Annotated in this window: 27 protein-coding genes; 18 read left to right on the plus strand and 9 right to left on the minus strand. The window is 64.9% G+C overall.

The features are described 5' to 3' along the window. The first annotated feature begins 3 nt into the window (after positions 1 to 3). The 9 genes from RPR59_RS11115 to RPR59_RS11155 are packed head-to-tail and all read left to right on the plus strand — an operon-like array spanning position 4 to position 7,292. Positions 4 to 735: a class I SAM-dependent methyltransferase gene (locus tag RPR59_RS11115; protein WP_313914018.1), complete on the plus strand. Its 732-nt coding sequence runs from the start codon at positions 4 to 6 to the stop codon at positions 733 to 735. 13 nt (positions 736 to 748) lie between these two features. Then, positions 749 to 2,287, plus strand: coding sequence for a 2-polyprenylphenol 6-hydroxylase (gene ubiB / locus RPR59_RS11120; protein ID WP_313914020.1), 1,539 nt, complete (start codon positions 749 to 751; stop codon positions 2,285 to 2,287). Then, positions 2,287 to 3,405: a hypothetical protein gene (locus RPR59_RS11125; RefSeq protein ID WP_313914022.1), complete on the plus strand. Its 1,119-nt coding sequence runs from the start codon at positions 2,287 to 2,289 to the stop codon at positions 3,403 to 3,405. The genes ubiB and RPR59_RS11125 overlap by 1 nt, the downstream gene beginning before the upstream one ends. Next, a complete protein-coding gene (gene coaBC / locus RPR59_RS11130; protein WP_313914024.1) occupies positions 3,402 to 4,583 on the plus strand; it encodes a bifunctional phosphopantothenoylcysteine decarboxylase/phosphopantothenate--cysteine ligase CoaBC in 1,182 nt (393 codons plus the stop codon). Before RPR59_RS11125 ends, coaBC begins: the two co-directional genes overlap by 4 nt. After that, positions 4,573 to 5,373 carry an alpha/beta hydrolase gene (locus RPR59_RS11135; protein WP_313914026.1) on the plus strand — a complete coding sequence of 267 codons (801 nt, stop codon included), beginning with the start codon at positions 4,573 to 4,575 and terminating at the stop codon, positions 5,371 to 5,373. The genes coaBC and RPR59_RS11135 overlap by 11 nt, the downstream gene beginning before the upstream one ends. Continuing rightward, complete coding sequence (gene dut / locus RPR59_RS11140; protein WP_313914028.1) at positions 5,370 to 5,816, plus strand: dUTP diphosphatase; 447 nt, start codon at positions 5,370 to 5,372, stop codon at positions 5,814 to 5,816. Before RPR59_RS11135 ends, dut begins: the two co-directional genes overlap by 4 nt. A 17-nt stretch (positions 5,817 to 5,833) precedes the next feature. After that, complete coding sequence (locus tag RPR59_RS11145; protein ID WP_313914030.1) at positions 5,834 to 6,229, plus strand: hypothetical protein; 396 nt, start codon at positions 5,834 to 5,836, stop codon at positions 6,227 to 6,229. Then, entirely contained in the window at positions 6,226 to 6,978 is a 753-nt protein-coding gene (locus tag RPR59_RS11150) for a HesA/MoeB/ThiF family protein (protein WP_313914032.1), read from the plus strand. The genes RPR59_RS11145 and RPR59_RS11150 overlap by 4 nt, the downstream gene beginning before the upstream one ends. Continuing rightward, positions 6,966 to 7,292: a DsrE family protein gene (locus tag RPR59_RS11155; RefSeq protein ID WP_313914035.1), complete on the plus strand. Its 327-nt coding sequence runs from the start codon at positions 6,966 to 6,968 to the stop codon at positions 7,290 to 7,292. Before RPR59_RS11150 ends, RPR59_RS11155 begins: the two co-directional genes overlap by 13 nt. 16 nt (positions 7,293 to 7,308) lie before the next feature. Here RPR59_RS11155 and galU read toward each other — a convergent pair whose 3' ends face one another. Continuing rightward, positions 7,309 to 8,181, minus strand: a complete 873-nt coding sequence (galU, locus tag RPR59_RS11160; protein ID WP_313914037.1) for a UTP--glucose-1-phosphate uridylyltransferase GalU — start codon at positions 8,179 to 8,181, stop codon at positions 7,309 to 7,311. 104 nt (positions 8,182 to 8,285) lie between these two features. On the opposite strand from galU, the gene wecB reads away from it, so the two are divergent. Continuing rightward, entirely contained in the window at positions 8,286 to 9,419 is a 1,134-nt protein-coding gene (gene wecB / locus RPR59_RS11165) for a non-hydrolyzing UDP-N-acetylglucosamine 2-epimerase (RefSeq protein WP_313914039.1), read from the plus strand. After that, on the plus strand, positions 9,403 to 10,701 hold the full coding sequence (gene wecC, locus RPR59_RS11170; protein WP_313914041.1) for a UDP-N-acetyl-D-mannosamine dehydrogenase: 1,299 nt from the start codon (positions 9,403 to 9,405) through the stop codon (positions 10,699 to 10,701). Before wecB ends, wecC begins: the two co-directional genes overlap by 17 nt. Before the next feature lie 2 nt (positions 10,702 to 10,703). On the opposite strand, the gene RPR59_RS11175 is transcribed toward wecC, so the two are convergent. Then, on the minus strand, positions 10,704 to 11,705 hold the full coding sequence (locus tag RPR59_RS11175) for a M48 family metallopeptidase (protein WP_313914043.1): 1,002 nt from the start codon (positions 11,703 to 11,705) through the stop codon (positions 10,704 to 10,706). Between the two features lie 192 nt (positions 11,706 to 11,897). On the opposite strand from RPR59_RS11175, the gene RPR59_RS11180 reads away from it, so the two are divergent. After that, a complete protein-coding gene (locus RPR59_RS11180; protein ID WP_313914044.1) occupies positions 11,898 to 12,149 on the plus strand; it encodes a hypothetical protein in 252 nt (83 codons plus the stop codon). 356 nt (positions 12,150 to 12,505) lie between these two features. Here the strand turns inward: RPR59_RS11180 and RPR59_RS11185 are convergent, their stop codons facing one another. Both RPR59_RS11185 and rpsU read right to left on the minus strand, forming a co-directional pair. Next, a complete protein-coding gene (locus RPR59_RS11185; protein WP_313914046.1) occupies positions 12,506 to 13,030 on the minus strand; it encodes an FKBP-type peptidyl-prolyl cis-trans isomerase in 525 nt (174 codons plus the stop codon). 98 nt (positions 13,031 to 13,128) lie between these two features. Then, positions 13,129 to 13,335, minus strand: coding sequence for a 30S ribosomal protein S21 (gene rpsU / locus RPR59_RS11190; RefSeq protein WP_313914048.1), 207 nt, complete (start codon positions 13,333 to 13,335; stop codon positions 13,129 to 13,131). 256 nt (positions 13,336 to 13,591) lie between these two features. Between rpsU and RPR59_RS11195 the strand changes: the two genes are divergently transcribed. Beyond that, entirely contained in the window at positions 13,592 to 14,890 is a 1,299-nt protein-coding gene (locus RPR59_RS11195; RefSeq protein WP_432280259.1) for a dicarboxylate/amino acid:cation symporter, read from the plus strand. Positions 14,891 to 15,030: 140 nt separating this feature from the next. Here the strand turns inward: RPR59_RS11195 and RPR59_RS11200 are convergent, their stop codons facing one another. Together RPR59_RS11200 and RPR59_RS11205 are read right to left on the minus strand one after the other, a co-directional pair. Then, positions 15,031 to 15,306: a hypothetical protein gene (locus RPR59_RS11200; RefSeq protein ID WP_313914053.1), complete on the minus strand. Its 276-nt coding sequence runs from the start codon at positions 15,304 to 15,306 to the stop codon at positions 15,031 to 15,033. Between the two features lie 315 nt (positions 15,307 to 15,621). Then, positions 15,622 to 15,903 carry a hypothetical protein gene (locus RPR59_RS11205; RefSeq protein WP_313914055.1) on the minus strand — a complete coding sequence of 94 codons (282 nt, stop codon included), beginning with the start codon at positions 15,901 to 15,903 and terminating at the stop codon, positions 15,622 to 15,624. 353 nt (positions 15,904 to 16,256) lie between these two features. Between RPR59_RS11205 and rfbA the strand changes: the two genes are divergently transcribed. Continuing rightward, on the plus strand, positions 16,257 to 17,204 hold the full coding sequence (rfbA, locus tag RPR59_RS11210; RefSeq protein ID WP_313914057.1) for a glucose-1-phosphate thymidylyltransferase RfbA: 948 nt from the start codon (positions 16,257 to 16,259) through the stop codon (positions 17,202 to 17,204). Next, positions 17,197 to 18,270, plus strand: a complete 1,074-nt coding sequence (gene rfbB / locus RPR59_RS11215; protein ID WP_313914060.1) for a dTDP-glucose 4,6-dehydratase — start codon at positions 17,197 to 17,199, stop codon at positions 18,268 to 18,270. Before rfbA ends, rfbB begins: the two co-directional genes overlap by 8 nt. A 14-nt stretch (positions 18,271 to 18,284) precedes the next feature. On the opposite strand, the gene RPR59_RS11220 is transcribed toward rfbB, so the two are convergent. The 3 genes from RPR59_RS11220 to RPR59_RS11230 form a co-directional block, all read right to left on the minus strand. After that, positions 18,285 to 18,677, minus strand: coding sequence for a response regulator (locus RPR59_RS11220; RefSeq protein WP_313914063.1), 393 nt, complete (start codon positions 18,675 to 18,677; stop codon positions 18,285 to 18,287). A gap of 69 nt (positions 18,678 to 18,746) precedes the next feature. Further along, the gene (locus RPR59_RS11225; protein WP_313914066.1) at positions 18,747 to 21,215 is read right to left on the minus strand and encodes an ATP-binding protein; all 2,469 of its coding nucleotides are present in this window, start codon (positions 21,213 to 21,215) and stop codon (positions 18,747 to 18,749) included. Positions 21,216 to 21,249: 34 nt separating this feature from the next. Next, positions 21,250 to 22,551, minus strand: coding sequence for an EAL domain-containing protein (locus tag RPR59_RS11230; protein ID WP_313914067.1), 1,302 nt, complete (start codon positions 22,549 to 22,551; stop codon positions 21,250 to 21,252). A gap of 404 nt (positions 22,552 to 22,955) precedes the next feature. On the opposite strand from RPR59_RS11230, the gene RPR59_RS11235 reads away from it, so the two are divergent. From RPR59_RS11235 to RPR59_RS11245, 3 genes are all read left to right on the plus strand, one after another. Further along, positions 22,956 to 24,299: a UDP-glucose dehydrogenase family protein gene (locus RPR59_RS11235; RefSeq protein WP_313914069.1), complete on the plus strand. Its 1,344-nt coding sequence runs from the start codon at positions 22,956 to 22,958 to the stop codon at positions 24,297 to 24,299. Positions 24,300 to 24,395: 96 nt separating this feature from the next. Continuing rightward, the gene (locus RPR59_RS11240; protein ID WP_313914071.1) at positions 24,396 to 25,148 is read left to right on the plus strand and encodes a metallophosphoesterase; all 753 of its coding nucleotides are present in this window, start codon (positions 24,396 to 24,398) and stop codon (positions 25,146 to 25,148) included. Positions 25,149 to 25,223: 75 nt separating this feature from the next. Then, positions 25,224 to 26,222 (plus strand): NAD-dependent epimerase/dehydratase family protein, encoded by a 999-nt coding sequence (locus tag RPR59_RS11245; RefSeq protein WP_313914073.1) that lies wholly within the window; start codon positions 25,224 to 25,226, stop codon positions 26,220 to 26,222. Positions 26,223 to 26,257: the final 35 nt, after the last annotated feature.

Raw genomic sequence — 26,257 nt, forward strand, 5'->3', positions numbered from 1 at the left:
CGCATGAGCGAGACGGTTTCCTTCGGCTATGAAGAGGTCCCCCCCGACGAGAAGACCCGCCGGGTCGGCGGGGTCTTCACCAGCGTGGCGGCACGCTACGACCTGATGAACGACGCCATGTCGGGCGGCATGCACCGCCTGTGGAAGGACCGGTTCGTCCGCCGGGTCAAACCGCGCCCGGGCGACCAGATACTCGACATGGCCGGCGGCACCGGCGACATCGCATTCCGTCTGGCGGAAGCGGGCGCCGCCGTGACGGTCGCGGACATCAACCCCGACATGCTGGACGTCGGCATGGCACGGGCGCAGAAACGCGGCATCGACGGCCTGGTCTGGACCGAGGCGAATGCCGAGACGCTGAGCTTTCCCGACCGCTTCTTCGACGCCTATACCATCGCCTTCGGCATTCGGAACGTGACTGATATTCCGGCCGCCCTCAACGAGGCGCACCGCGTGCTGCGCCGCGGCGGCCGCTTTTTCTGTCTGGAATTCTCGACCACCCTGTGGCCCGGATTCGCGGAAGCGTATGATACCTATTCGCACCGCCTGGTGCCCAGGCTCGGCAAGCTGCTTGCGAATGACGAGGACAGCTATCGCTATCTGATCGAATCGATCCGACGCTTTCCCGACATGGAGCGGTTCAAGGCGATGATCGGCGACGCCGGCTTCGTCCAGACCAGAGCCGAACCGATGCTGGGCGGCCTCGTCGCCATTCACAGCGGCTGGAAGATTTGAGGGTGCCGACCGCGTGACCGCGCCATTGGTGCATCTGTTCCGGCTCTTGAAATGGGGGCGTATCCTCGCGCGTCACGGCGCGCTGACGGGGATTGAGGAAGACCGCAACACGCCCAGGCCGATCCGGCGGCTGGCGCGGATCGCCCGGATGGGCGCGCGCGTTCCCAGGACGCCGCGCTATGCCGATGCTTTTCAGGAGATCGGCCCCGCCGCCATCAAGCTGGGCCAGACGCTGGCGACCCGGCCCGACCTGGTCGGCGAGCAGGCCGCGCGCGACCTCCTGCGGCTGCAGGATGCGCTTCCCCCGGTCGATTTCACGATCATATGCGAGGAAATCCGGTCGAGCTTCGGCCGGCCGATCGAGGAGCTGTTCGACGAGATCGAGGAAATACCCATCGGCGCCGCCTCGATCGCGCAGGTCCACCGTGCCGTGACCACCGATGGAAGACGGGTCGCGATCAAGGTTCTGCGCCCCGGCATCGAAGCCGAATTCGCGCGCGCCATCGACACCTATGAATGGGCCGCGGCCCAGGTCGAGGCGATGGGCGGAGAAGCCGCGCGACTGCGGCCGCGACTCGTGATCGAGACGTTCAAACGCTGGACCGCGCGCGAACTCGATCTTCGGCGCGAAGCGGCCTCGGCATCGGAACTCGCCGTCGGCATGGAGGCGGAACCCGACTTTGTCGTGCCGGCGATCGATTGGCAGCGTACCACCGGCCGGGTGATGACGCTCGAATGGGTCGACGGCATCAAATTGTCGAACCGCGACGCGCTGATCGAGGCCGGCCACGATGTTTCCCTGCTCGCCGCGCGCCTGGTCCGCGCCTTCCTGCGCCAGGCCATTGCCGAGGGCTTCTTCCACGCCGACATGCACCAGGGGAACCTGTTCGCGCTGGCGGACGGGCGCATCGCTGCGATCGATTTCGGCATCATGGGCCGGATCGACCGGCGGGCACGCGTCTGGCTGGCCGAAATTCTCTATGGACTGATCACGGGCGACTATAAGCGCGTCGCCGAGATTCACTTCGAGGCGGGCTATGTCCCCGCCCACCACAATGTCGCCGAATTCGCCACGGCCCTGCGCGCGGTCGGCGAGCCGGTGCGCGGCATGCCGGTCAAGGACATGTCGATCGGCATGATGCTGGACTCGCTGTTCAACATCACCCGCGATTTCGACATGCAGACGCAGCCGCATCTACTCCTGCTGCAAAAGACCATGGTGATGATCGAGGGCGTCGCCACGACGCTCGACCCCGACATCAACCTGTGGGAAACCGCCGCGCCCTTCGTGCGGGAATGGATACGCACCGAACTCGGCCCGGAAGCCGCGATCGCCGACAAGCTGATCGAGGATTTCCGCACTATCGCCCGCCTGCCGCAACTCGTGCGCAATCTGGAAGCGCGCTATCCCTCGCCCGGCGGCGCCCCGCCTTCCCCGCCCTTGAAGGACATCGAGATCGTGCGGGTCGGCGGCGGCTGGCGCTATATCGCGGTCGCGGCGGTGACCGCGGCGGTCAGCATCGCCGCGACGCTGTTGGCCGTACATTCCTGATGGTGCGGGGCGCGCCGCCTGTCTGGCTGCGGCGCCCAAGCCGGTTCGCCGGCCTGGCGCGGGGACCGGCCATCACCGTGCTGATCGCGCTGGGCGTGCTCATCCTGTTCTGCCTGACCACGCTCGGCACGGCCGCACCGGGCGACGGCATGAGCGGCAACGCACCGCCGGCGGGTCAGCAAGACATCTATCTGTACGGATCAATCGTCAGCGGCCTGCGCGCCGGCGGCGACTATTACGGCGTGGCGGTGGAGGCCCTGCGCGCCGGCAATTTCCCGCTGAAGCCCTTCTTCACCTTCCGCCTGCCGACCTTGGCGGTGGTCGAGGCCGCCCTTCCCGCCTGGGGAGTCGCCATGCTCCTCTACCTCCTCGCCGCCTGCGTCGCCGCCGCCTGGTTCGTGCGGCTGCGTGATGCACTGGCCGCCCGGCCGGCCCCGCTCGCTGCGGCCATGGTGGCGCTGATGGCGGGCATGCTGGCATGCGTGCAAACCGACATAGCCGCATTCCACGAAATATGGGCCGCGCAACTGATCGCATTGTCGCTCGCGCTGTGGCGACCGGACCGCTGGCTGGAATCGATCGCGGTGGCGTTGATGGCGATGCTGATCCGCGAAACCGCTGCGCTTTACACGATCATCATGGCACTGTTCGCATTCCGCAGCGGACGACGTGGCGAACTGGCGGGCTGGGGCGCCGCGCTGGCGATCTTCGCCGTCGCCGTCGGCCTGCATGCCTATGCGGTGTCGCAGGTGGTCGGACCGCTCGATCCCGCATCGCCGGGTTGGGCGGGGCTGAACGGTTTCGGCTTCTTCACCCGCGCGCTCATCCTGTCCACCGCGCTTCAGGCGCTACCGCTTTGGCTGGGCGCGATCCTGGTCGCGGGTGCATGGTGGGGCTGGGCAGCCTGGGACGATCCGTTGGCAATCCGCGCGCTGGCGGTGTTCGCCGCCTATGCGCTGCTCGTCGGCATCGCGGCGCGCCAGGACAATTTCTATTGGGCGCTTCTCGTCGCCCCGGCATTTCCGATCGGCCTCGCCTTCCTGCCCGATGGCGTGCGCGATCTGGTCAGCGCCGCCCTCGACAGACGCCACGTTCGGGTGCAGAGGATCACGCGATGAAGCGCATCCTGCTGATCGTCGGCGGCGGCATCGCCGCGTACAAGGCGTGCGAACTGATCCGGCTCGCGCGCAAGGCGGGCCTCTCGGTCCGCTGCGTCCTGACCGACGCGGGGGCGCAGTTCGTCACCCCCATGACGCTTGCGGCGCTGTCCGAACAGCCGGTCCACACCAGCTTGTGGGACCTGAAGGACGAGGCCGAAATGGGCCACATCCAGCTCAGCAGGGAGGCCGACCTCGTCGTCGTGGCGCCGGCGACGGCCGATCTGCTGGCGCGGATGGCCGGCGGGCAGGCCGACGACCTCGCCAGCACGCTGTTGCTCGCGACCGACAAGCCTGTGCTCACGGCGCCGGCGATGAACGTGCGCATGTGGCAGCATGCCGCGACCCGGCGCAACGTGGCGCAACTTCGCGCCGACGGTGTCACGGTGCTCGCCCCCGATAACGGCGCGATGGCGTGCGGCGAATACGGCCCAGGCCGGCTGCCGGAACCGACGCGCATCCTGGAGGCGATCGAGAATGCACTGGGCAACCGCATTGCGCCGGACGGACCGCTTGCCGGCAAGCATGCGCTGGTGACCGCCGGCCCCACGCGCGAGCCGATCGACCCCGTGCGCTACATCGCCAACCGGTCGTCCGGGCGGCAGGGCTTCGCCATCGCCGAGGCGCTGGCCGCGCGCGGCGCGCGGGTAACGCTGGTGAGCGGCCCCGTCGCCCTGCCGACGCCGCCGGGCGTGACGCGGGTGGACGTCGAAACCGCGCACGAAATGGCGAACGCCGTCGCGGCAGCGCTGCCGGCGGACATCGCGGTAATGGTCGCGGCCGTGGCCGACTGGCGCGTCGAGGCGGCCGAACAAAAGATCAAGAAGACCGGCACGGCGCCGGCGCTGCAATTCCAGGAAACACCCGACATCCTGGCGATGCTGGGCGAAAGTCCGAGACGGCCGAGGCTGCTGATCGGTTTTGCGGCGGAAACACAGGATATTGTTGCGCATGCCATCGCCAAACGAACACGGAAAAACGCGGACTGGATTGTGGCGAACGACGTTTCGGGCGATGTGATGGGCGGGGAGACGAACCGCGTGCATCTTGTTACCGCCGACGGCGTGGAAGACTGGGAACTGCTCGACAAGCGCGAAGTGGGCGAACGGTTGGCGGAAAGGATCGGCGATGCGTTGTAGGACCTGGCTCCAGGCGCTGCTGCCGATTGCATTGGCCGGCTGCATGCACGTGCAGGCGCCGCCGGCACCGCCGGTGACGGACCTGTACGCGCGCAGCTTCGGTGAGCAGGACCCGTCGGACGTGCGCACGCTGGCGTTCGTGCTGAACGGCGACGACGGCGCTGCTGTCGGCTATCAGGCGGCACAAGCGATCAGCGACGCCGTGCCCGACAGTCTGGCGGTCGCGCTGCTGCGGCCCGGTTTCTCCGACGACGTCGGCAACGCCTCGCCGGGGGATCGCGGCATCGGCAATGGCGACCGTATCACCCGCGATCGCATGGACCGGGTCGCACAGGCGATAAGCGCCTATAAACGCCGCTATCCCACCGCCCGCACCGTCCTGATAGGCTCCGGCGGCGGTGCGGCCATAGCCGCGGACCTTGCGGGCACCCGCCCCGACCTGGTCGACGGCATGGCGCTTGTATCATGTCCCTGCACGCTTCCGGAATGGCGGCGCTACATGGCGCAGCGCGAACCCGAAGGCCGCTGGAACGCGCCGGTGGATAGCCTTGATCCGCTTCAGACGGCCGGCGGCGTGTCGACGCGCCTGCGTGCGGCGATCATCGTCGGCGCCGATGACGAACGGACGCCCAGCCGCTTTTCCAGGCCCTATGCGGAAGCTCTGGCGCTTCGCGGCATCGCTACCGATTTCCGCATCCTTCCCGGCAAGGCGACCGTGACGCTGGAGGATCCGGAAGTGGTGACGGCTGTCACCCGGCTTGCGGCCGCACTGCCGGAGAAGACGCCGTGACCGGGCCGATCCACATCGCGTTCAAACGGCTGCCGCACGGGGCCGGCCTGCCCCTGCCGCACTATGCGAGCGACGGGGCCGCGGGGATGGACATCGTGGCGGCGGAGACGCTCACCCTTGCACCCGGCAGCCGCCGCGCCGTGGCGACCGGGTTCGCCATCGCCATTCCGCCCGGCTATGAGGTGCAGGTACGGCCGCGGTCCGGTCTGGCGCTCAAGCACGGCATAACCTGTCTCAACACGCCCGGCACCATCGACAGCGACTATCGCGGCGAGGTGAAGGTCATCCTCGCCAATCTCGGCGATACGCCGTTCGACGTCACGCCCGGAGATCGCATCGCCCAGCTCGTACCGGCGCCGGTGCAGCGCGCGATGCTCGCCGAAGTCGCCGAACTCGACGATACGGCGCGCGGCAGCGGCGGTTTCGGATCGACCGGCCGGTGAATGCGATGCTTCCCCTGGTGGCACTTGTCGCCGTGATGCCGCAGCAGCCGGCGGCCGGCACGCCGCATCTGACGGTGCCCGTCGATTGGGAAGCACTGGCGCCCCTGCCCTTGCGCGAAACGCCCACCGTGACGCCGCTGATGACCCGGTTTGTCGCCCATGAAACGCAGGCCGGGAACTGTCGCAAACCGCGGATCGTCGAAGGACGCTACGTCATGCATGTCGACGTCGCTGTGCTGCTGGCTCCTAACGGTTCGATCCGTGCGACGATTCCGCGTGCGATCAACTGTCCCACGATCGAACAATATGCCGCGGGGCTCATCAGCAGCTTCGCGCGGAAAAACCTGCTGCCCTCGGCCGGCGATGCGTCGGGCTGGTATCGCGCAAGCGTGACGTTCGCCTGGAAGGCATGACGCTCACCGATGCGCAACTCGAACGCTATGCCCGGCACATCATCCTGAAGGAGATCGGCGGGGCCGGACAGCGGCGCCTGCTCGACGCGCATGTTGCCGTCATCGGCGCCGGCGGGATCGGCTCGCCGGCATTGCAATATCTCGCCGCCGCAGGCGTCGGTCGATTGACGATTGTCGACGATGACCGGGTCGACCTCAGCAACCTGCAACGCCAGACGTTGTTCGCCACCGACGATATCGACCGGTTCAAGGCCGACGCCGCGATCCACCGCCTGAAGGCGCTGAATCCGGATGTTGCCGTGACGGCCCGCCGGGAGCGGCTGACCCCTGACACCGCGTCCGGCCTGCTGGGTGACGCCGATGTCGTGCTGGACGGCTGCGACAATTTCCCGACGCGCCTGGCGGTCGCCGATGCCGCGCTGGCCGCCCGCATCCCCCTGGTCTCCGCAGCGGTCGGAGAGTTCGAAGGACAGCTCGGCCTGTTCCGTGGCTGGGAACCGGACAAACCCTGCTATCGCTGCTTCACCGGCGCAGACCCCGATCGCGCCGGCGTCAGTTGTTCGGAACAAGGGGTTCTCGGCGCCCTTACCGGCGTCATCGGCAGCCTGGCCGCGCTGGAGGCGATTCGTGCCATCGCCCCGTTCGGCGAAGACAGCGCGGGCAAGCTGCTGATCGCCGACACGCTCGCGCTGCGCTTTCGCACGCTTGCCCTGCCGAAGGACCCCGGATGCCCGGCATGCGGGGGTTGACCATCATCGTCGCGACCGGCGACGCCGATCGTTTCGATGCCGCCCTCGCCATCGCCAGCGCCCATGCGGCGCTGGGCGCGCGCACCCGGCTATATGCCCATAAGGACGCTGTACCGCTGTTGCACAAGCATGCGCCCGCCGCGCGGCTGGAGGCCGTCCGGACCGCTCGGGAAACGGGGGTGACGATCATGGCCTGCCAGTCCGGCCTGGCGAGCCACGATCTCGGCGTGGCGGACCTGGTCGAGGCGGTCGAGCCCGGCGGCCTCATCCAGCTCCTGAGCGAACTCGGGGAAGACCGTCTGACGATCGCGTAGCTCTACCCCGGCGGCATCACCCGTCCAGGTGTGCGCGCGCGAAATCACGTACCGACGGGCCGACATCTTCGCGACCGAAAGCCACGGCGATATTGGCATGCAGAAATCCCGCTTTATCCCCGCAATCGTGGCGAACGCCGTCGAACGTGACGCCGTGGAACGGCTGGTTGCCGATCATCTGCGCCATCGCATCGGTAAGCTGAATCTCGCCGCCGGCGCCGGCCCCTTGCGTTTCCAGGATGCGCATCACTTCCGGCTGCAGGACATAGCGCCCGATAACGGCCAGATTCGATGGCGCCGTCCCCGCCTTCGGCTTTTCCACCAGTCCCTTCACCTCGGTAAGCGCACCGTCACGTCGGCCGGGCGTGATGATCCCGTATTTCCCGGTCGCTTCGTCCGGCACCTCCATGGCGCAGATCAGATTGCCCCCGACCTGGTTATAGGCTTCCACCATCTGCTTCAGGCATCCCGGCTCGCCCACCATGAAATCGTCGGGCAGCAGCACCGCGAAGGGTTCGTCGCCGATGATGTCGCGCGCGCACCAGACCGCATGGCCCAGACCGAGCGGCTCCTGCTGCCGGACATAGGCCAGTGCACCGGGTTTCAGACGGGTGCCTTCCAGAGGCTCCAGCGACTTGCCGCGCTCCTGCATCGTCGATTCGAGTTCGAATGCGATGTCGAAATGATCCTCCAGCGCCGATTTCCCGCGACCGGTGACGAAGATCATCTGCTCGATCCCCGCCTCCCGCGCTTCATCGACCGCATATTGGATCAACGGCTTGTCGACGACGGGAAGCATCTCCTTCGGCACCGCCTTGGTTGCCGGCAGGAAGCGGGTGCCCAATCCAGCAACCGGAAATACGGCCTTGCGCAGCGGCTTGAAACTCATCGAACGTAATCTCCCATATGTCTCACGAAGATCCGGCCCACCTCCTTCGCGGCGCGCCGGCGACAGTTAGCGCCCTCTTAAACCCGTGCCGCTAGAGGGGCGGCATGGCCACCAACGCAAAAGTCCTCGTCGTATTCGGCACCCGGCCTGAAGCGATCAAGCTTTTTCCGGTCGTTCATGCCCTGAACGCGACCGCCGGTCTGAAAGTGACGACCTGTGTCACGGCACAGCATCGTTCCTTGCTCGACCAGGTCCTGACCATCGCGGGTATCGAGCCGGACATGGATCTAAACGTGATGCAGCCGGGCCAGAGCCTCGATTCGCTCACGGCGCGACTGCTGACCGGCATCGGCCAGGCCATGGACCGGACACGGCCGGACCGGGTCGTCGTCCAGGGGGACACGGCCACCGCGATGGTCGGCGCACTGTGCGCTTATTATCGCAAGATCCCGGTCAGCCATGTCGAGGCGGGCCTGCGGTCGCACGACATCTATCATCCCTGGCCGGAGGAGGTGAACCGCAAGATCATCGGCGCCATCGCCGACCAGCATTTCGCGCCGACCGAGAGCGCTTCGGCCAATCTGATCGCCGAGGCCGTGGCGCCGGCGCGCATTCACGTTACGGGGAATACGGTGATCGATGCGCTGCACGCGACGCTGGCGCGCATCTCCGAAAGTCCGGCATTGGCGCAGGGCCTCGACGCCATCGCGGAACGCTTCCGCAACAAGCGAATCGTGCTCGTCACCACCCATCGGCGGGAAAATTTCGGCGACGGCATGGAAGAAATCGCGCGCGCGATCGCCGACATCGCCGACCTGCCCGATACCGCAGTCCTGTTCCCCATGCACCCCAATCCCGGCGTGGTCTCGGTGATGGACGCCAGGCTGGGGGCGCGGAACAATATCGCGCGCATCGACCCGCTCGATTATCCGCATTTCATCCGGGCGCTCGACCTCGCGCACGTCGTACTCACCGATTCGGGCGGCGTACAGGAAGAGGCGCCGGCCCTCGGCAAGCCCGTTCTGGTCATGCGCGAAACCACCGAACGGCCCGAAGGTGTGGAATCCGGCACCGCAAAACTGGTCGGCACCGATGCGGCTCGCATCGTTTCCGAAATCTCAACCCTGTTGCGCGACAAGCAAGCCTATTCGGCCATGGCCCGCGCCCACAATCCGTTCGGCGACGGCCAGGCTGCACAACGGATTGCAAGGGTCGTCGCGAATGGTTCCGGAATCTGAACCCAAGGTCATCGTCGTAGGACTGGGCTATATCGGCCTCCCCACCGCCGCGGTGATCGCACGATCCGGCGCGCGGGTGCTTGGCATCGACGTTGATGAAAACGTCGTCGCGACCGTCAATTCCGGCAAGGTGCATATCGAGGAAATCGACCTCGACGGGCTCGTTTCCGGTGTGGTCGCGCGCGGCACCCTGCGGGCTTCGACCCGGATCGAGCGAGCCGACATCTTCGTCATCGCCGTGCCGACGCCGTTCGACGACGACAAGGTGCCCAATATCGGCTATGTGCTTCAGGCTGCCACCAACGTCGCCGCTGCCATCGAGGCCGGCAACCTCGTCATCCTCGAATCGACCTCGCCCATCGGCACGACCGACAAGGTCGCCGAACTGCTGGCGCAGCTTCGCCCCGATCTGAAGGTTCCCGGCCACTGCACCGGCACACCCGATATCGCCATCGCTTATTGTCCCGAGCGCGTCCTGCCCGGGCGCATCCTGGTCGAACTGATCGACAACGATCGGGTGATCGGCGGCATCACGCCGCGGTGCGCGCGCAAGGCGCTGCAATTCTACCGCCGCTTCGTGCGCGGCGCCTGCGTCACGACGACGGCGCGGGCGGCGGAAATGACGAAACTCGCCGAAAACGCGTTTCGCGACGTCAATATCGCCTTCGCCAACGAACTTTCCATCGTCGCGGATCACATGGGCGTCGATATCTGGGAGGTCATCCGCCTCGCCAACCGCCATCCGCGCGTGAACATCCTTTCTCCCGGGCCCGGGGTCGGCGGCCATTGCATCGCCGTCGACCCCTGGTTCCTCGTGCACGGAGCCCCGGAGCAGACACCGCTCATCCGCACCGCGCGAAACGTGAACGACGGCAAGGTGGGCTATGCCATCGGTCGCGCCGAGGCGCTGGTCGAAAGCCTGTCCGGCGCGCCCATCGCGTGCCTCGGCCTCGCCTTCAAGGCGAATATCGACGATTTCCGGGAAAGCCCGGCGATGAAGATCGCGCATCACCTCGCACAGCGTTATGGCGAGCGTATCCGCATCGTCGAACCCTATGCCGCCTCGCTGCCGGCACTGTTCGACGGCACCGGGGCGACGCTGGTCGACATCGATCAGGCGATCGAGACCTGCCCCGGCTTTGTGGCGCTGGTCGACCACGAACTGTTCAAGTCCATCCCGCTCGACGAACGCGCCGGCAAGCATGTCTATGACGCCCGCGGCATCTGGCCCGACCAGCCGGCGGTCGCATCGGGCGAACCGCCGGTCAGGCTCGCGAGCTGAATTCAGCGCAGCGGACGATCGCGGCTGGCGATCAGCTTTTCCCAGAATTCGTCGTCCTGCCCGCTGAGCCGGGGGACCATCGAATCCAGCAGTTCCGCACGTTCGTCGGCGCCGGCATGCGTGCCGTCGGACAGGAACCCGCCGAGTTTTCGTCCCGGTCCGCGCCAGAAAGCGGCGGCGGCATGCGGATCGAATCCCGCATTCGCCATCAGGAAGACGCTCAATTCGTCGGCTTCGCGCTCGGTGCGGCGGACGATGGCGCCGTTCTTCCCGATCCCCGCGAAAAGCCCCGTTCCCACGTCGGCGGATTCCATCCGTTCGGGATGGCGAAGCACGATATGCGCGAATTCGTGCGCGATCACGGCGGCCAACTGGTCATCCGACGGGACCATGTTCAACAATCCCGTGGTGAGCTGGATCGTTTTGCCGTCGGTTCCCGCGTCGCGGTCGTCGTCGACCTTCAGATCGATATAGGCGTCACAGGTGCGGCGCGGCACGATCATGGCGCTCCTTTCGCCATCGGCATCACGCACCGTCAGGGTGGCCTTTCCATCCGCGGCGGCCTGCTCCATCTGCTCGGTCGCCGCATCGAGCAGTGCGACACCGCTTTCCTCAGGGATGGGAGCGCCATCGATGGCGGTGATGGCATCGCCCGAACGCAGGCCGGCCGACGCCGCGGGGCTTCCGGGCAGCACGGCCTCCACACCGAGCCGCGCCGTCGTGCCGTACAGCGTGCGCAGGGCGTCACGATAGCCCGCATCATACTGGCCGGGCGTGAACAGGATGAGGCCTATTTCCGGACGAACCGCCGCGCAATGGCCGACATTCGCCCGTGCCAACCGGTCGAATACGGATCGAACGCGAACGTCCGCCTGGCGCAACGTGGTGACGACCTCGATCGGCGGTCGAGCGGTTCCGCCGTGGAGCGTCGAACAGCCCGCGAGGGCGCAAGCGAGCAGCAAAAAGACACCGCGAATCACCGGCATACCGGAAATGCTAACCATTCAGGGCTTTCCACACGCTGTACCCGAACCCGCATGTTGCAAATCTGCCGCTCCCTTTGCATCATCTGTCGCAATACACCCATCCGGCCCTGCATCAACGGTTGCCTTTCGGAATGAATTGTATATTCAGACCTGGGTCTCGCCAGAGTTAAAAGGGAGCAATATATGCGGATTTTCAAGTATGCGGCGTCGATGACGGCCGCCGTCGGTGTCATGGCTTCGTCGATGGCATTCGCCGCGCCGGTCGCCAATTCGGCCGACGCCCAGTCGGCCGCCAAGCTTGCGGCTCTCAGCAACGTCCGCGCCTCGAAGGCCGTCAGCAAGGACAGCAAGCTGGCCGGCTCGAGCAGCTATATCGTTGCGGGTCTCGCCGCGGCCGCCGTCATTGCCGGCGTGGTCGTGGTTGCCAGCGACGATGACGAGGAAGCTGACAGCGCCGGCTGAGCCATCGCTGCCATCATATCGAAAAGAGCGCGAAGCTTCGGCTTTCGCGCTCTTTTTTTGCGCCCGGTTGAGGTGATGCGGAAAATCGGGGGTGCCCGTCTTTCCAGGCTTGGACGCAAGGTGCGGCAAATACGGCTATTTGGCGATTGCGGGCTTCGAGAGGAAGCGAGTGAGATACCGGGCGGCGGTTCGGACGATCCGGAACGCACCACGAAACCGCGCAGATTACTCGGGCCATATCGGGTCCGGTAAAGCGCTTCACGGTCGTCAATCGGACGGGCAGCGCGTCCATGGCCCCGCCTCTTTGCGCGAGAGCGCTATGCTATCCCCCACCGGGCGATTCCGCGCAAAAGCGGTTATTGCCCGGTCGGAGGCATTCCCTGACCAGCACCGCCGCCGCGCATCATCTGCATCTGCATCATCTGCTGGTACATCTGCTGCGGGATGAATTCGAGGAGTTGGACGTCGAAGATCAGATCGGAATTCGGCGGAATGGTCGACGGGTCGGGGCTCTTCGCACCGTAGCCGAGATCGGCCGGGATCCACAGGCGGTAGCGGGCGCCCTTGCGCATCAGCTTCAGGCCCTCGCTGAACCCCGGAACGACACCCGAAACCGGCATCGGAACCGGCCGTTCGGACCGGTCGAAGACCTCACCGTTCGGGAGCCGCCCGACATAGGTGACGAGCGCCACGTCATCGTCGGTGGGATGTTCGCCGGTGCCTTGCTCCATCGCCATGTAGCGAAGCCCCGAATCGGTGCTCTTGGCGCTGGCCTGCCACGCGAGCAGACAGGCCGCGACCACCGCAGCGATGATGCCGAGCCACAGCCAGACAATATAGCTGCGCTTTACCGGCTGAAGCGGAACGGCGGTGACGGACATGGCTGAATCCCGGCGAGAGGAACCGGCGCGCCTACCGCGCCGACGTTAACTTCACATCATTCGCGGCGAAACTAGTCGAAAGTTTCGCCGCCGCGCAATTACCGTGCGCCGTCGCGCTCGGCCCGCTTACGTTCCAGCTTGCGCGCGCGACGGATCGCCGCCGCACGCTCGCGCGCACGCTTCTCGCTCGGCTTTTCATAATGGCGACGGAGCTTCATCTCGCGGTAGACACCCTCGCGCTGCAGCTTCTTCTTGAGCGCACGCAGCGCCTGGTCGACATTGTTGTCGCGTACCGTGATTTGCATAAAGCCGTCCGACTCCGATCAATTCCAGAAATGAAAAATGGCGCCGGGAACAGAGGTTCCCAGTCGTGCCGCGCCGTGTAGCATCGTATCCGCCGAAATACAAGTCGCCGGGGCCCCGCCACGCGGCAAAAAGCCTTGGAGGACAACATAAGGGCTGGCCACCCGATTGAAACCCCGCCGCACCGAAAGCCCGCCATTTCCATCGCGACGGGACGCGGCTAGGAAAATGCGCCACCCTTTACAGGAGTTCGCGCCTTTGCATTCCCCCGACCGGAGCGTCGCCCGCCCCCGCTGGTGGTCCCATCTCTACCTGCAAGTACTGGTCGCGATCGCGTGCGGTGCGGTGATCGGGCATTTCTGGCCGGATGTGGGCGCGTCGCTGAAGCCGCTGGGCGATGCCTTCATCAAGCTGGTGAAGATGATCATCGCGCCGGTGATCTTCCTCACGCTGGTCACCGGCATCGCCGGCATTCGCGACCTGGGCGAGGTCGGGCGCGTCGCGTTGAAGGCGTTCGTCTATTTCCTGTTCTTCTCCACCCTCGCCCTCATCATCGGCCTGATCGTCGCCAACACCGTACAGCCCGGCGCCAGCCTCAACATCGATCCCGCCACGCTCGATGCCGGGCAGGTGAGCAGCTATGCCAGCAAGGCGCACGAAGTGACGCTGACGGGCTTCCTGATGAACATCATCCCCACCTCGCTCCTGTCGCCGCTCGTCGGCGACAACATTCTGCAGGTGCTGCTGGTGTCGATCCTGTCGGGCGTCGCGCTGGTGCTGATCGGCGAGCCGGGCAAACCCGTCCTCGCCATGCTCGACCGCATCGGCGCGGTGGTGTTCCGCATTGTCGGCCTGCTGATGCGCCTCGCGCCGATCGGCGCGTTCGGCGCGATCGCCTTCACCGTCGGCAATTACGGCGTCGAAAGCCTCGCCAATCTCGCCGAGTTGGTCGGCCTGTTCTATCTGACCGCGATCCTCTTCGTGACCGTGGTGCTCGGCACGGTGGCACGGCTCGCGGGTTTTTCGATCCTGAAGCTGATCCGCTATCTGCGCGCCGAACTGCTGCTCGTGCTCGGCACCTCGTCGTCGGAAGCGGCGCTGCCGGCGCTCATCGAGAAGATGGAGGATGCCGGCTGCGCCAAGGCGGTGGTCGGCCTGGTCATCCCCACCGGCTACAGCTTCAACCTCGACGGCACCAACATCTACATGACGCTCGCCGCCCTGTTCATCGCCCAGGCCACCGGTGTCGACCTGTCGCTGGGCGAACAACTGGCGCTGCTTGCCGTGGCGATGCTGTCGTCCAAGGGCGCCGCCGGCGTCACCGGCGCCGGCTTCATCACTCTCGCCGCGACGCTCTCCATCGTGCCCGCCGTCCCCGTCGCCGGCATGGCGCTGATCCTGGGCATCGATCGGTTCATGTCCGAATGCCGCAGCCTCACCAACTTCATCGGCAATGCCGTCGCCACGGTCGTCGTCGCCAAATGGGAGGGCCAACTCGACCCGGAACGGCTCAACGCCGCGCTCGACGGGCGGGTGGAAGCCGCTCGCGTCGACTGAGGCGGGCGAGACGCGCATAGGTCACGGTGCCGACACCTGCCGCCGCGACCGGACGGGCGTTCGGCCATCCGCCGATTTCGCGCAATAAAAAAGCCGCCCGCGGGTCACGGGCGGCTTTTCATGTCGGTCGAAAGCCGGGCTCAGCCCGCGCTGTCAGCCGTGTCGTCGTCGTCATCGACGGCGATGATCACGCCGCCGGCAACGATACCGGCCGCGAGCACCAGCGGAACGATGGCGCCGCTGGCCAGCTTGCTCTTCTTGTCGACATTGGCCGATTGACGAACCTGGGCGGTCGTGACCGCGCCGTTCGCCTTCAGAGCGTTGGCAGTGTGCGAAGCCTCGGCAGCGGCGGCGCCGGTCGAGGCGACGAGTCCGGCGATAGCGCCAGCCGTCATCATGGTACGGATCATCTTCATTCCCGTCTCCCCTTCGATAAGAACGGTTCGATTTGCAAAAGACGGACGAAAATCACGAACATCTTCCGCGCACGCAACCGAATCCATAAAGTTACGGATCGGCCACACCCGCCCTAACGCACAGACGCGCTGTCCGTTCAAGTATTTGCGGGACGATTTCGCATCAGAAACGGTCAGAATGGCGCATTTTCCAGCCGGTGTGACATTTCTCACGCGCCGGCGGCACGGACGCACGGCATGAAAAAGGCGCCGTACGGCGCCCGCGAATCCGAATCGCGGCCCGGCCGCCGAAGCGACCGGGCCGGATGTACGTGATCAGCCCGCGCTGTCGGGCGTATCGTCGTCGTCGTCATCGACGGCGATCACGATGCCGCCGATCACGGCAGCCGCCGCCAGACCGACGGGCACGATGGCTTCGCCGGTAAGCTTCGACTTCTTGTCCACGTTTGCGGACTGCCGGACGTCGGAGGTCGCGACCTGCGCCGTCGGCGCCGTGGTCGCGCCTGCCGCGGCGGTCGTTTCGCCAGCCATCGCCGCCCCGGATGCGAACATCCCGGTAAGCGCGCCGGCCGTCATCAGCGATCGAATGATTTTCATGCCGTTTTCCTTTACGCTGTTCAACTCGACGGCGCCCGCAATGATCGCGACCGCCGCCTGGTCGGCTCGCATTTTCGTGGGCGGAGCATCCGCCGGGGAAAATTGCGATCGGGCACCAACGTGCCAGCCGGACAAATGTTCATTTCGGGCACGGGGCCGCGCAAACGCTCGTGCCGCACTCGCCAGCCCGGCGCGAAAACGGACTGCCGCACAGTCCTACCCCGCGAACCCGATCCTGCCGCGGCAGCATGGCGGCGCCGTCCGCATTTGCCGCACCGGCCCGCCGCATGGCGTGCACGCTTTCTTCAGATCGCGGTGCCATGGTGGCGGCCGCTGATATGGTAGGGGAAACGATGAACGACACGACCGCCGGGACGCGCCGGAGCGATGGTTTGACCAGCCGGCGCAAGGGTATTCTGCTTGCCGGCGGGTCGGCGACGCGCCTCTATCCGCTGACGCTGCGCGTCTCCAAGCAATTGATGCCGGTCTATGACAAGCCGATGATCTATTATCCGCTATCGGCCCTGATGATGGCGGGGATCCGGGAAGTCCTCGTCATCACCACGCCGCACGACCTGCCCGCGTTCCAGGCGCTGCTCGGCGATGGCGCGCAATGGGGCATGGCGCTGGAATATGCCGTCCAGGCGGAACCGGAAGGCCTGGCCCAGGCCCTGGTGATCGCGCGCGACTTCCTCGGCGACGGGCCCTCGGCGATGATCCTGGGCGACAACATCTTCCATGGCAACCGGCTGATCCAGCTCCTGCGCAGCGCCGATCGCCGCAACGAAGGCGCGACCGTCTTCGGCTATACCGTCGCCGATCCGCGCGCTTACGGCGTGGTGTCCTTCGACGGCGACGGCCGGGCGCTGACGCTGGAGGAAAAGCCGCAGGCGCCGCGATCGAACTGGGCCGTGACGGGCCTGTATTTCTATGACGCGGACGCGCCGCACCTGGCGCTCGATATCGGCAAGTCGAGCCGCGGCGAATATGAGATCACCGACCTGAACCGCCGCTATCTGGAAGCGGGCAAGCTGTCGGTTGAACGGATGGGACGCGGCTTTGCCTGGCTCGACACCGGTACGCACGGATCGTTGCTGGACGCGGGGCTCTTCGTGCGCATCACCGAGGACCGGCAGGGCCTCAAGATCGCCTGCCCGGAAGAAATCGCGTGGCGGCAGGGCTTCATCGACGACGCCGCGCTGGAGGCGCTGGCCGCGCCGCTTCTGAAGAGCGGCTATGGCGATTATCTGATGCGCCAGCTCGCCGAGGGGCGGCAGGATCCGGAGGAATGGCATGGCTAATCTGCTGGTGACGGGCGGAGCCGGCTTCATCGGCGCCAATTTCGTGCGATTGAGGCGCGAAACCCGACCCGACGAAGCGATCACGGTGCTCGATGCGCTGACCTATGCCGGGCGGCGCGACAATCTGGAAGGCGTGGCCGACATCCGCTTCGTCCACGGCGACATCGCCGACACCGCTCTCGTCACCCGGCTGCTGGATGCGGGAATCGATACGATCGTCCACTTCGCGGCGGAAAGCCATGTCGACCGCTCCATCTCCGATCCGGACGCGTTCGTGCGGACCAACGTGCTGGGAACCCAGGCGCTGCTGCGGGCGGCCAAGACGGCCTGGCTCGATTCGGGCGACGGGCGGCCGCACCGGTTCCACCATGTCTCCACCGACGAGGTGTTCGGCAGCCTGGCACCGCACGATCCACCCTTCACCGAGACCACGCCTTATGCCCCCAATTCGCCTTATGCCGCATCGAAGGCGGCGTCGGACCACCTCGTCCGCGCCTTTCACCGCACCTACGGCCTGCAGGTGACGACGAGCAATTGTTCCAACAATTTCGGCCCGTTCCAGAACCCGGAAAAACTGATCCCGCTGTTCCTCGCCAATGCGCTGACCGGCCGGGCGCTGCCGATCTACGGCGACGGGATGAACGTGCGCGACTGGTTATACGTCGCCGATCACTGCGAAGGCATCGCGCGCATCCTGGACGCCGGGGAGGTGGGCGAGACCTACAATATCGGCGGCGGCATGGAAGTGCCCAACCTGACGGTAATCGATGCGATCTGTTCGTTCGTCGACCGCATCTTCGCCGAGCAGCCGGAGCTTGCCCGCCGCTTTCCCGACGCACCGGCGGCCGGGGGGCGCCCCACCGCCGATCTCAAGCGGTTCGTGGCGGACCGGCCCGGCCACGACCGGCGCTATGCGATCGATGCTTCGCGGATCGCCGATCGGCTGGGCTTTCGTCCGCGCCACGATTTCGCCGAGGGACTGGACCGAACCTGCCGCTGGTATCTGGATCACCCGGACTGGTGGGCCCGGTCGCCCGCGCCGCAGAGCCTCTCGCGCGTCGCCTGACGCAGCGCGCGGGGTCAGGAAAGGACCGCGCCCTCACCGCCACGCTTCGCCAGCACCGTCCCGATCGCCTCGAACAGGGCGTCCATCGCCACGGGCTTGAACAGCACCTCGTCCGCGCCCTGTTTCAGGCAGCGCGCGCGCAGGTCGACGGCGGTATCGGCGGTGACGACGATGATGGGCAGGTCGCGCTTCGCATCCCCGCGCTCGCGGATGCGCCGCATCACCTCGAACCCGTCCGTGCCCGGCATGCGCAGATCGAGCAGGACGACGTCGAAGGCATGCTCGTCGATCAGGCGCAGGCCGGTCTCCGCCTGATCGGCTTCCGCCATCGAAGCGCCGGCGACGTCGAGCATGTCGCGCACCACCCGGCGATTCATCGCGTCGTCCTCGATGAACAGGATATTCACCGCCCGGCCTCCGCGGAGAAGGGGGGAAGGAAGAGGTCAGCTACGGGCATCGACTGCTTTGCTATCGCGCTATGCCGCCTGCGAAACAAGAGGCGGAACAGCGTTCGTTCCGAATAATCGATCGGCGAGCGCCGCGCCCGCGATCGGCTTTTCAATCAGGTGATCGATTCCGCTCGCTTGTATCGCGGCAACGGACTGGGCATCCGGCGCCTTCCACAATATCACGGAAACCGTATCATGCTGCCGCGCGACACCTGCCAGCATCGCGAGCCCCGCAAACGGTTCGCCCCCATCCATCTTCACGGCCGTCTCGTCAATGACCAGGCAGGAATATTTTCGGATCGCTATCTTCGCGGCCGCGTCGGCCGGATCGGACGCGAATTGAACGGCACCCGTCCGCGGCTCCAGCAGCGTCTTGAGCATGCTGCGCGAAATGGGATTGCGGTCGAGCAGGAGAAGCCCGCCCGTCCGTTCCGCGGTGCGCGATTCGGCCGAATCCGGCGCCATCGTGCGCCGCAGCGGCAGGTCGACGGTGAAGGTCGCCCCCTCCCCCGGTGCGCTTTCGAGCAGGATATCGCCGCCCAGCGCCCGCGCCAGACTGCGACAGATCGAAAGCCCCAGACCGGTGCCGCCATATTTGCGTGTCGTGCTGGTATCGACCTGCTTGAACGATTCGAAGATTTCGGACTGCCTGTCTTCTGGGATGCCGATGCCGCTATCGGCCACGGCGACGTGCAGCCGCGGTCCGCCCTCCGCATCCACCGTGCCGGCGCGAAGCGCGATGGTTCCCGCCTGCGTGAATTTGAGCGCGTTCGACAAGAGGTTGAACACGATCTGGCGAATACGCGCGGGATCGCTTTCGATCCACTCGGGACCGGCGTCGACGTCGAGGACGAAATCGACCTGCCGCGCCGCGGCCTGTTCCTCCCACATCCGGGCGACATCGCGCAGCGTATCGCGCAGGTTCATCGGCAGCATCTCGACCGCCAGGTTGCCGGTCTCCATCTTCGCCACGTCGAGGATGTCGTCGACCAGCGCGCGCATGGTCTGGCCGGCGCCGTGGACCACCTGAACCCGCTCGCGCGTGGCCACGGGCAGGCCGCGATCGGCCAGCATCACCTGCGTCATGCCGAGAATGCCGTTGAGCGGCGTGCGGATTTCGTGGCTGGTGGTGGCGAGGAATTCGGTCTTGGCCGCGAGCGCCCGCTCGAGCGCGATATTGGTGGCGGCGAGGTCGCTATTGGCTTCGCGCGTTTCGTTGCGGCTGCGCCGAATGGCGATCAGGCCGACGGTGAGCATCCCCACCAGCAGCAGCGCAGCCCCGCCGACGCTGAAGAACAGAATACGCTGCGAACGCGCCTGCGACCGCTCATATTCCACGTTCCGGCGAAGCTCCTCCGCCTTGAGCTTGGCGATGCGCAGTTCCTGGTTCTTGTAATCGAACCGGGCCGCCGCGAGCGCGGCGTTCATGTTCGAGGCGACTGCGTTGGACCTTTCGGAAATGCGGTTGAACGCTTCCAAATGCCTCAACGCCTTCTTCGCGTTTCCGGCTTCCGAATAAACTTGATAGGCGATCAAATGCGCGTACCGAAAATCAGCAGACGTATTAATGGTGTCGACGCGTTGGAATGCCTCGTCCGCGAAGTTAACTGCGCTATCAAGATTGCCTCTCTCTAATTCTATTTCCGCCTTCACTATTACCGCAGGAACTGATTTGAATCGTTCGGAGTTACGTTCAGCCTTCATTGCTTCTCTAATACGCTGATCCGCGCGATCAAGCTTTCCGGACAAAGCAAGGGTATACGCTAAGTTTCGAAGAACTAAAGTTTTTATGCCGGGATCGTTAATATTATTGGCGTATTCAGATGCACTAGAAAACTCCTTTATCGCTGCATTATAATTTTTGGTTTGAAGATATACATTTCCCAGATTATTGTGCAGCGCCATTGAAAGGGACGGGTCTCCTTTGTACACCTTCGTCGCTTCGGAAAAATATTTTAGCGCTCTGTCTGTATCATTCGCTAGGAAGTAGAGCGTGGCAATACTGGTGAGTGACAAGGATTCGCTGCGCGCATCGTCAGATATCTCGAAATAGTGATGTGCATCATGAAAGCTGTTCAGTGCTTTTGCCGCATCACCGGAAACCATCTGAACGTTGCCAAGTGTCAGTAACATCTTGCCTTTGAGCTGCAGTGACGCTGGCAACGCACGCACGATCGCCAGCCCCTTCTCGATCAGCTTTCTAGCGTCTTCGACCCTTCCAAGACGCAGGCTGGCCTCCGCCCGAAGCCAGTGACTTTCCGCATCTTTGCCTGCTCGACTGTCTACTTCAGGATATCTTTCAAGCGATTTCGCGGCGGCCTCCGCGTGGCGCAAAGCACTGTTCGGGTCACTCAGCATGGATCGGTTGGCGAGGTCGAGCTGACGGTCGACTTCCCACTGTCGAGGCGCGGGAAATGCAACAGCAGGAACACTCAAGATCCCCGCGATCGACGCGATGATGGTCAGCAGGCCATAAGATAGCAGTCCAAAGCGCATTTTCCCGGCATAACCGGGAACCTTTAACCATCAGCTAAGCTGTGCGCTGCGCTTTCCAGAATGAATGCTCGTTGTACCGGCGCTGCCGCAGTGCGCTTCCAAATTCCTGATCGACTCCGGCGTTCAGGAACGGCTTCAACCGATCCAGTTCCAGAGGATGGCTGATCAGGTATCCCTGCACCATGTCACATCCCATCACGCTGAGTAGCGCCATCGCCGCCGGCGTTTCCACCCCTTCGGCAGTGACTTCCATTTCCATGGCGTGTGCAAGGTCGATGGTCGATCGTACGATAAGCGGATCACGATTACTGCTCGTCAACTGCGTGATGAACATCTTGTCGATCTTCAGTTCCGACGCCGGAAGCTGTTTCAGATATGCCAGCGACGACAGACCGGCGCCATAGTCGTCGATCGCCAGCGGAACGCCGATGTCGACCATGCGCTGAAGGTGGCGAAGCGCGATCGCGGGATCCTGGATCACCGCCGTTTCGGTAATCTCGATGCCGATCCGACCATTGCAGGAGGCCAGCATTTCACATGTCTCGTCCACGAAGGCCCCATCGGCGAGAAGCGTACCGGACATGTTGACGAATATCGGGAGGTCATGCCCCGCCTCGCGGAGGACCGCCTGGTCGCCCACGACGCGGCGCAGCGTCCAACTGGTGAGATTGCGAATCTGGCCGTCGAGTTCCGCCGCCCGAATAAACTGATTGGGGAAAATCTTGCCATGCTGCGGATGCCGCCACCGGATAAGCGCTTCTATACCTGAGATACGCTGTTCGCGCAGATGCACCTTTGGCTGATATTCCATGAACATCTGCCCGGCACCCAATGCATCGGGCAGTTCGTCAAGCAGGCTTCGCGAATCGAAGATGTTCAAGGCCGTCGGCATCTCGATCACTACATATCGGGAGGGTTGCGCCCTTTCCAAGGCAGCTTCGGCAGTTTCGACGAGACGCGTGGGATCAGGGTTCGACGCTGGCGTCCATGCCACACCCATACGCGTCCTGATGCCCTTATCCAGTTCGCGAGCCACCTGTTCGGCCTGATCCACGATTTGGCCGACCGTGGCCTCTTCGGTAGTCGAGAGAAACCATTGAAAGCGGGATTGCGCCACGCGTTCCAAGGGCGCTCCCAACGCCGCGGAGAGACGCGAGCGGAGTGCGGCCATCTTACCCTCAACCGCTTCGACCCCGAGCGCGCGGCGCAGATTGGGATAGTTCGGCACGTCGAGCAGGCATTGGAGAATGCTTCCGACAGGCGGCTCGGCCGCGGAGGCGGCAGCCGTGCAATTTGCGGCAGACGACGGCGTCAAAGGGCGTTCAAGCGACGACATTCTACTGCACCCTGTCCGAGTAGGTTTGAGAACTGGTTAATTATCGACCCGCTGCGCCATATCTTGCTTTCTGGTTAATCTTCCGTTAACCAAGCAATTGCGTTTAGGCGCTATTGGGAGAAAGAATATGTTTTCCATCCTTTTCGACAGGGACAATGTCGGTGGTGCGATCCTCATCCCCTGGTAACTAGTTTCTAGCCCGGCCTTGGGAGCGCGTTAGGCTCCGGCCGGGCATCTCCCCCTGCAGTTCCTGACCGCATCCCCCTTTCCTTCTCACCAACTCAACGCTTCGCCCCGCGAAAAAGAGGATTAGTCTCTTCTCGCGATTGCAATGCGCCTGAACTGTCGTCAGGAAGCCTTGGCGAGCGACTATTTCCGCTCCGATCGCAAATGAAGGGATTGCCATGCGTATCGTCATGATCGGCTCGGGCTATGTCGGGCTGGTTTCCGGAGCCTGTCTCGCCGATTTCGGCCATGATGTCGTCTGCGTCGACAAGGATGCGGCAAAGATCGAAAAGCTGCGCGGCGGCGGCATTCCCATCTACGAACCCGGACTCGAACAGCTCGTGGCGTCGAACGTCGCCGCCGGCCGGCTGTCGTTCGAGACCGATCTGTCGGCGCCGGTCGCCGGGGCGGACGTGGTGTTCATCGGCGTCGGCACTCCCGCGCGGCGCGGAGACGGCCATGCAGACCTTTCCTATGTCCACGCCGCCGCGAAGGAGATCGCGCAGGCGCTGTCCGGCTTTACCGTGATCGTAACCAAGTCGACCGTCCCCGTCGGCACGGGCGACGAGGTGGAGCGCATCGTCCGCGAGGCCAATCCCGACGCGGATTTCGCCGTCGCCTCCAATCCCGAATTCCTGCGTGAGGGCGCGGCGATCGAGGATTTCAAGCGGCCCGACCGGATCGTCGTCGGTATCGAGGATGAACGCGCGCGCGCACCGATGGAGGCGGTCTATCGCCCGCTCTATCTCAACCGCTCGCCCATCCTGTTCACCAGCCGTCGGACCAGCGAGCTGATCAAATATGCCGCCAACGCCTTCCTCGCGATGAAGATCACCTTCATCAACGAAATCGCCGATCTGTGCGAAAAGGTCGGTGCGGACGTGCAGGACGTGTCGCGCGGCATCGGCCTCGACAATCGCATCGGCCCGAAATTCCTGCACGCGGGGCCGGGCTATGGCGGTTCATGCTTTCCCAAGGACACATCGGCCCTGGCCAAGACGGCGCAGGATTTCGAATCGCCGCTTCGCCTGATCGAGGCGACGATCGCGATCAACGATACGCGCAAGCGGGCCATGGCGCGCAAGGTGATCGCCGCGCTCGACGGCGATGTCCGGGGCAAGCGGATCGCGGTGCTGGGCCTGACGTTCAAGCCCAATACCGACGACATGCGCGAGGCACCGTCGCTGTCGATCGTGCAGGCGCTGACCGACGCCGGCGCCCGGATTTCCGCATATGACCCGGAAGGCATGGAGCTGGCGAAACCGATGCTTCCCGACATCGACTATGCCGCATCGCCCTATGCCGCGGCCGAAGGGGCGGCAGCCCTGGTCATCGTGACGGAATGGGACGCGTTCCGCGCACTCGATCTCAAGCGGCTAAAGGCATCCATGGCGTCGCCGGTGCTGGTCGATCTGCGCAACGTCTATCGCGAAGAGGAAACGGAGGCCGCCGGCTTCCGTCATGTCGGCATCGGCCGGGGCACCGCGACCCTGCGGCACGAAATGCGGCAGGCGGCGGAATAGCGTTTTCCGCCCGGTTCGTATCGGCGAGGTTCATCCTCGCCGTGCTACAGACCTGTCCGATTCGCCCATGAACGTGCCGGAGATAGATCGCCACCCATGTTTCCGTTTCTGAAGTCCCGTCGCCAGCCACAGCAATATTTCTTGCCCGACGGGGAACGCGTCTATGCAATCGGTGACATTCACGGTCGGCTCGACCTGTTCGAAAAGCTCCTCGCCTCGATTGCCGAGGATGATGCCGAGCGCGGCGCGGGCGACAGTACGATCATCCTGTTGGGCGATCTGATCAATCGCGGCCCGGACTCCGCCGGCGTGGTCCAGCGGGCGAAGGAATTGCGCGAAGCGGGCGGCCGGATCGTGAAGGGCAATCACGAGGAGATGTTCGTGCGCGCCGCCAAGGGAGAGGCCAAGGGCGCGCGCGCGCTCATCCAGATGGGCGGCATCCCGACCCTGATGAGCTATGGCATCAGCCAGGACGAGGCCGAGCATGGCAGCTTTCAGGATCTGGCCGATCTGCTGGTCGAACGCATACCGCGCGATCATGTCGCCTTTCTCGACATGGCCGAAGACACGATCGCGATGGGCGATTATCTGTTCGTCCATGCCGGCATCCGCCCCGGCGTGCCGCTGGAGCAGCAGACGTCGGCCGATCTGCGCTGGATCCGCGAACGCTTTCTGAAGGCGAAGCGCAACGACGGCCGCATGGTCGTGCACGGGCACACGCCGGCGCGCGAGATCGATGTGCAGGCCGACCGGATCGGCGTCGACACCGGCGCCTTCATGTGGGGAATATTGTCGGCCGTCGGGCTGGAGGGCGGCGAACGCTGGTTTCTGGCGGCCAGCGAGGAGTAACCCCTTCGATCGAGTGGCGGTGACGGCCGCGACCGACTAGAAGCAAAGACGTCAGCACCGGGCAGGGAGAACCGAATGACCATCCTCGTGACCGGCGCAGCCGGGTTCATCGGCATGCACGTCGCGGCGCGGCTGCTGGAGCGCGGGGAAGACGTCCTCGGCATCGACAATTGCAACGATTACTATCAGGTGAGCCTGAAGCAGGACCGGCTCGGCCGGTTGCGCGACGGATATGGCGACCGCTTCGCGTTCAAGCAGCTCGATTTCGCCGATGCCGCGGCGCTGGACGAGGCGCTGACGGGCGTCGAGCTCGATCGCATCGTCCATCTCGGCGCGCAGCCGGGCGTGCGCTATTCGATCGAGAACCCCACCGTCTATATCCAGTCCAATCTGGTCGGGCATTTCAACCTGATGGAGGTCGCCCGGCACCGGCGCATCGGCCACATGGTCTATGCCTCCTCCTCGTCCGTATATGGCGGGAACGAGCGGCTCCCCTTCTCCGTCGACGACCGCGTCGACCAGCCGCTGTCGCTTTATGCCGCGACGAAGAAGGCGGACGAACTGATGAGCGAGACCTACGCCCATCTCTATCGCGTGCCGCAGACGGGGCTGCGCTTCTTCACCGTGTACGGCCCCTGGGGACGCCCGGACATGGCCGTCTGGCTGTTCACCGAGGCGATCTTTCAGAGCCGTCCGATCAAGGTGTTCAATCAGGGCGAGATGCGCCGCGACTTCACCTTCATCGACGATATCGTCGACGGCGTGGTCGCAGCGCTCGATCACCCGCCGGCCGATGACGGCGCGGCAAAGGCAGGCGGCAGCGTGTCGCCGCATGCCGTTTACAATATCGGCAACCACCGCTCGGAAGAACTGGGCGACATGATCGCCTGCATCGAACGGGCCTGCGGGCGGGAAGCGCAGAAGGAGTACCTCCCCATGCAGGACGGCGACGTGCAGGCGACCTATGCCGATATCGACGCCATCCGGGACGATCTCGGATTTGCGCCGAAAACCAGCATTCAGGAGGGCATTCCCCGGTTCGTCCGCTGGTATCGGGATTATCACGGCCTCTGAATCGCCGCGCTATCGGCTCCGGATGGGCAACCGCC

This window comes from Stakelama saccharophila (assembly GCF_032229225.1).
Lineage (GTDB): Bacteria > Pseudomonadota > Alphaproteobacteria > Sphingomonadales > Sphingomonadaceae > Sphingomonas > Sphingomonas saccharophila.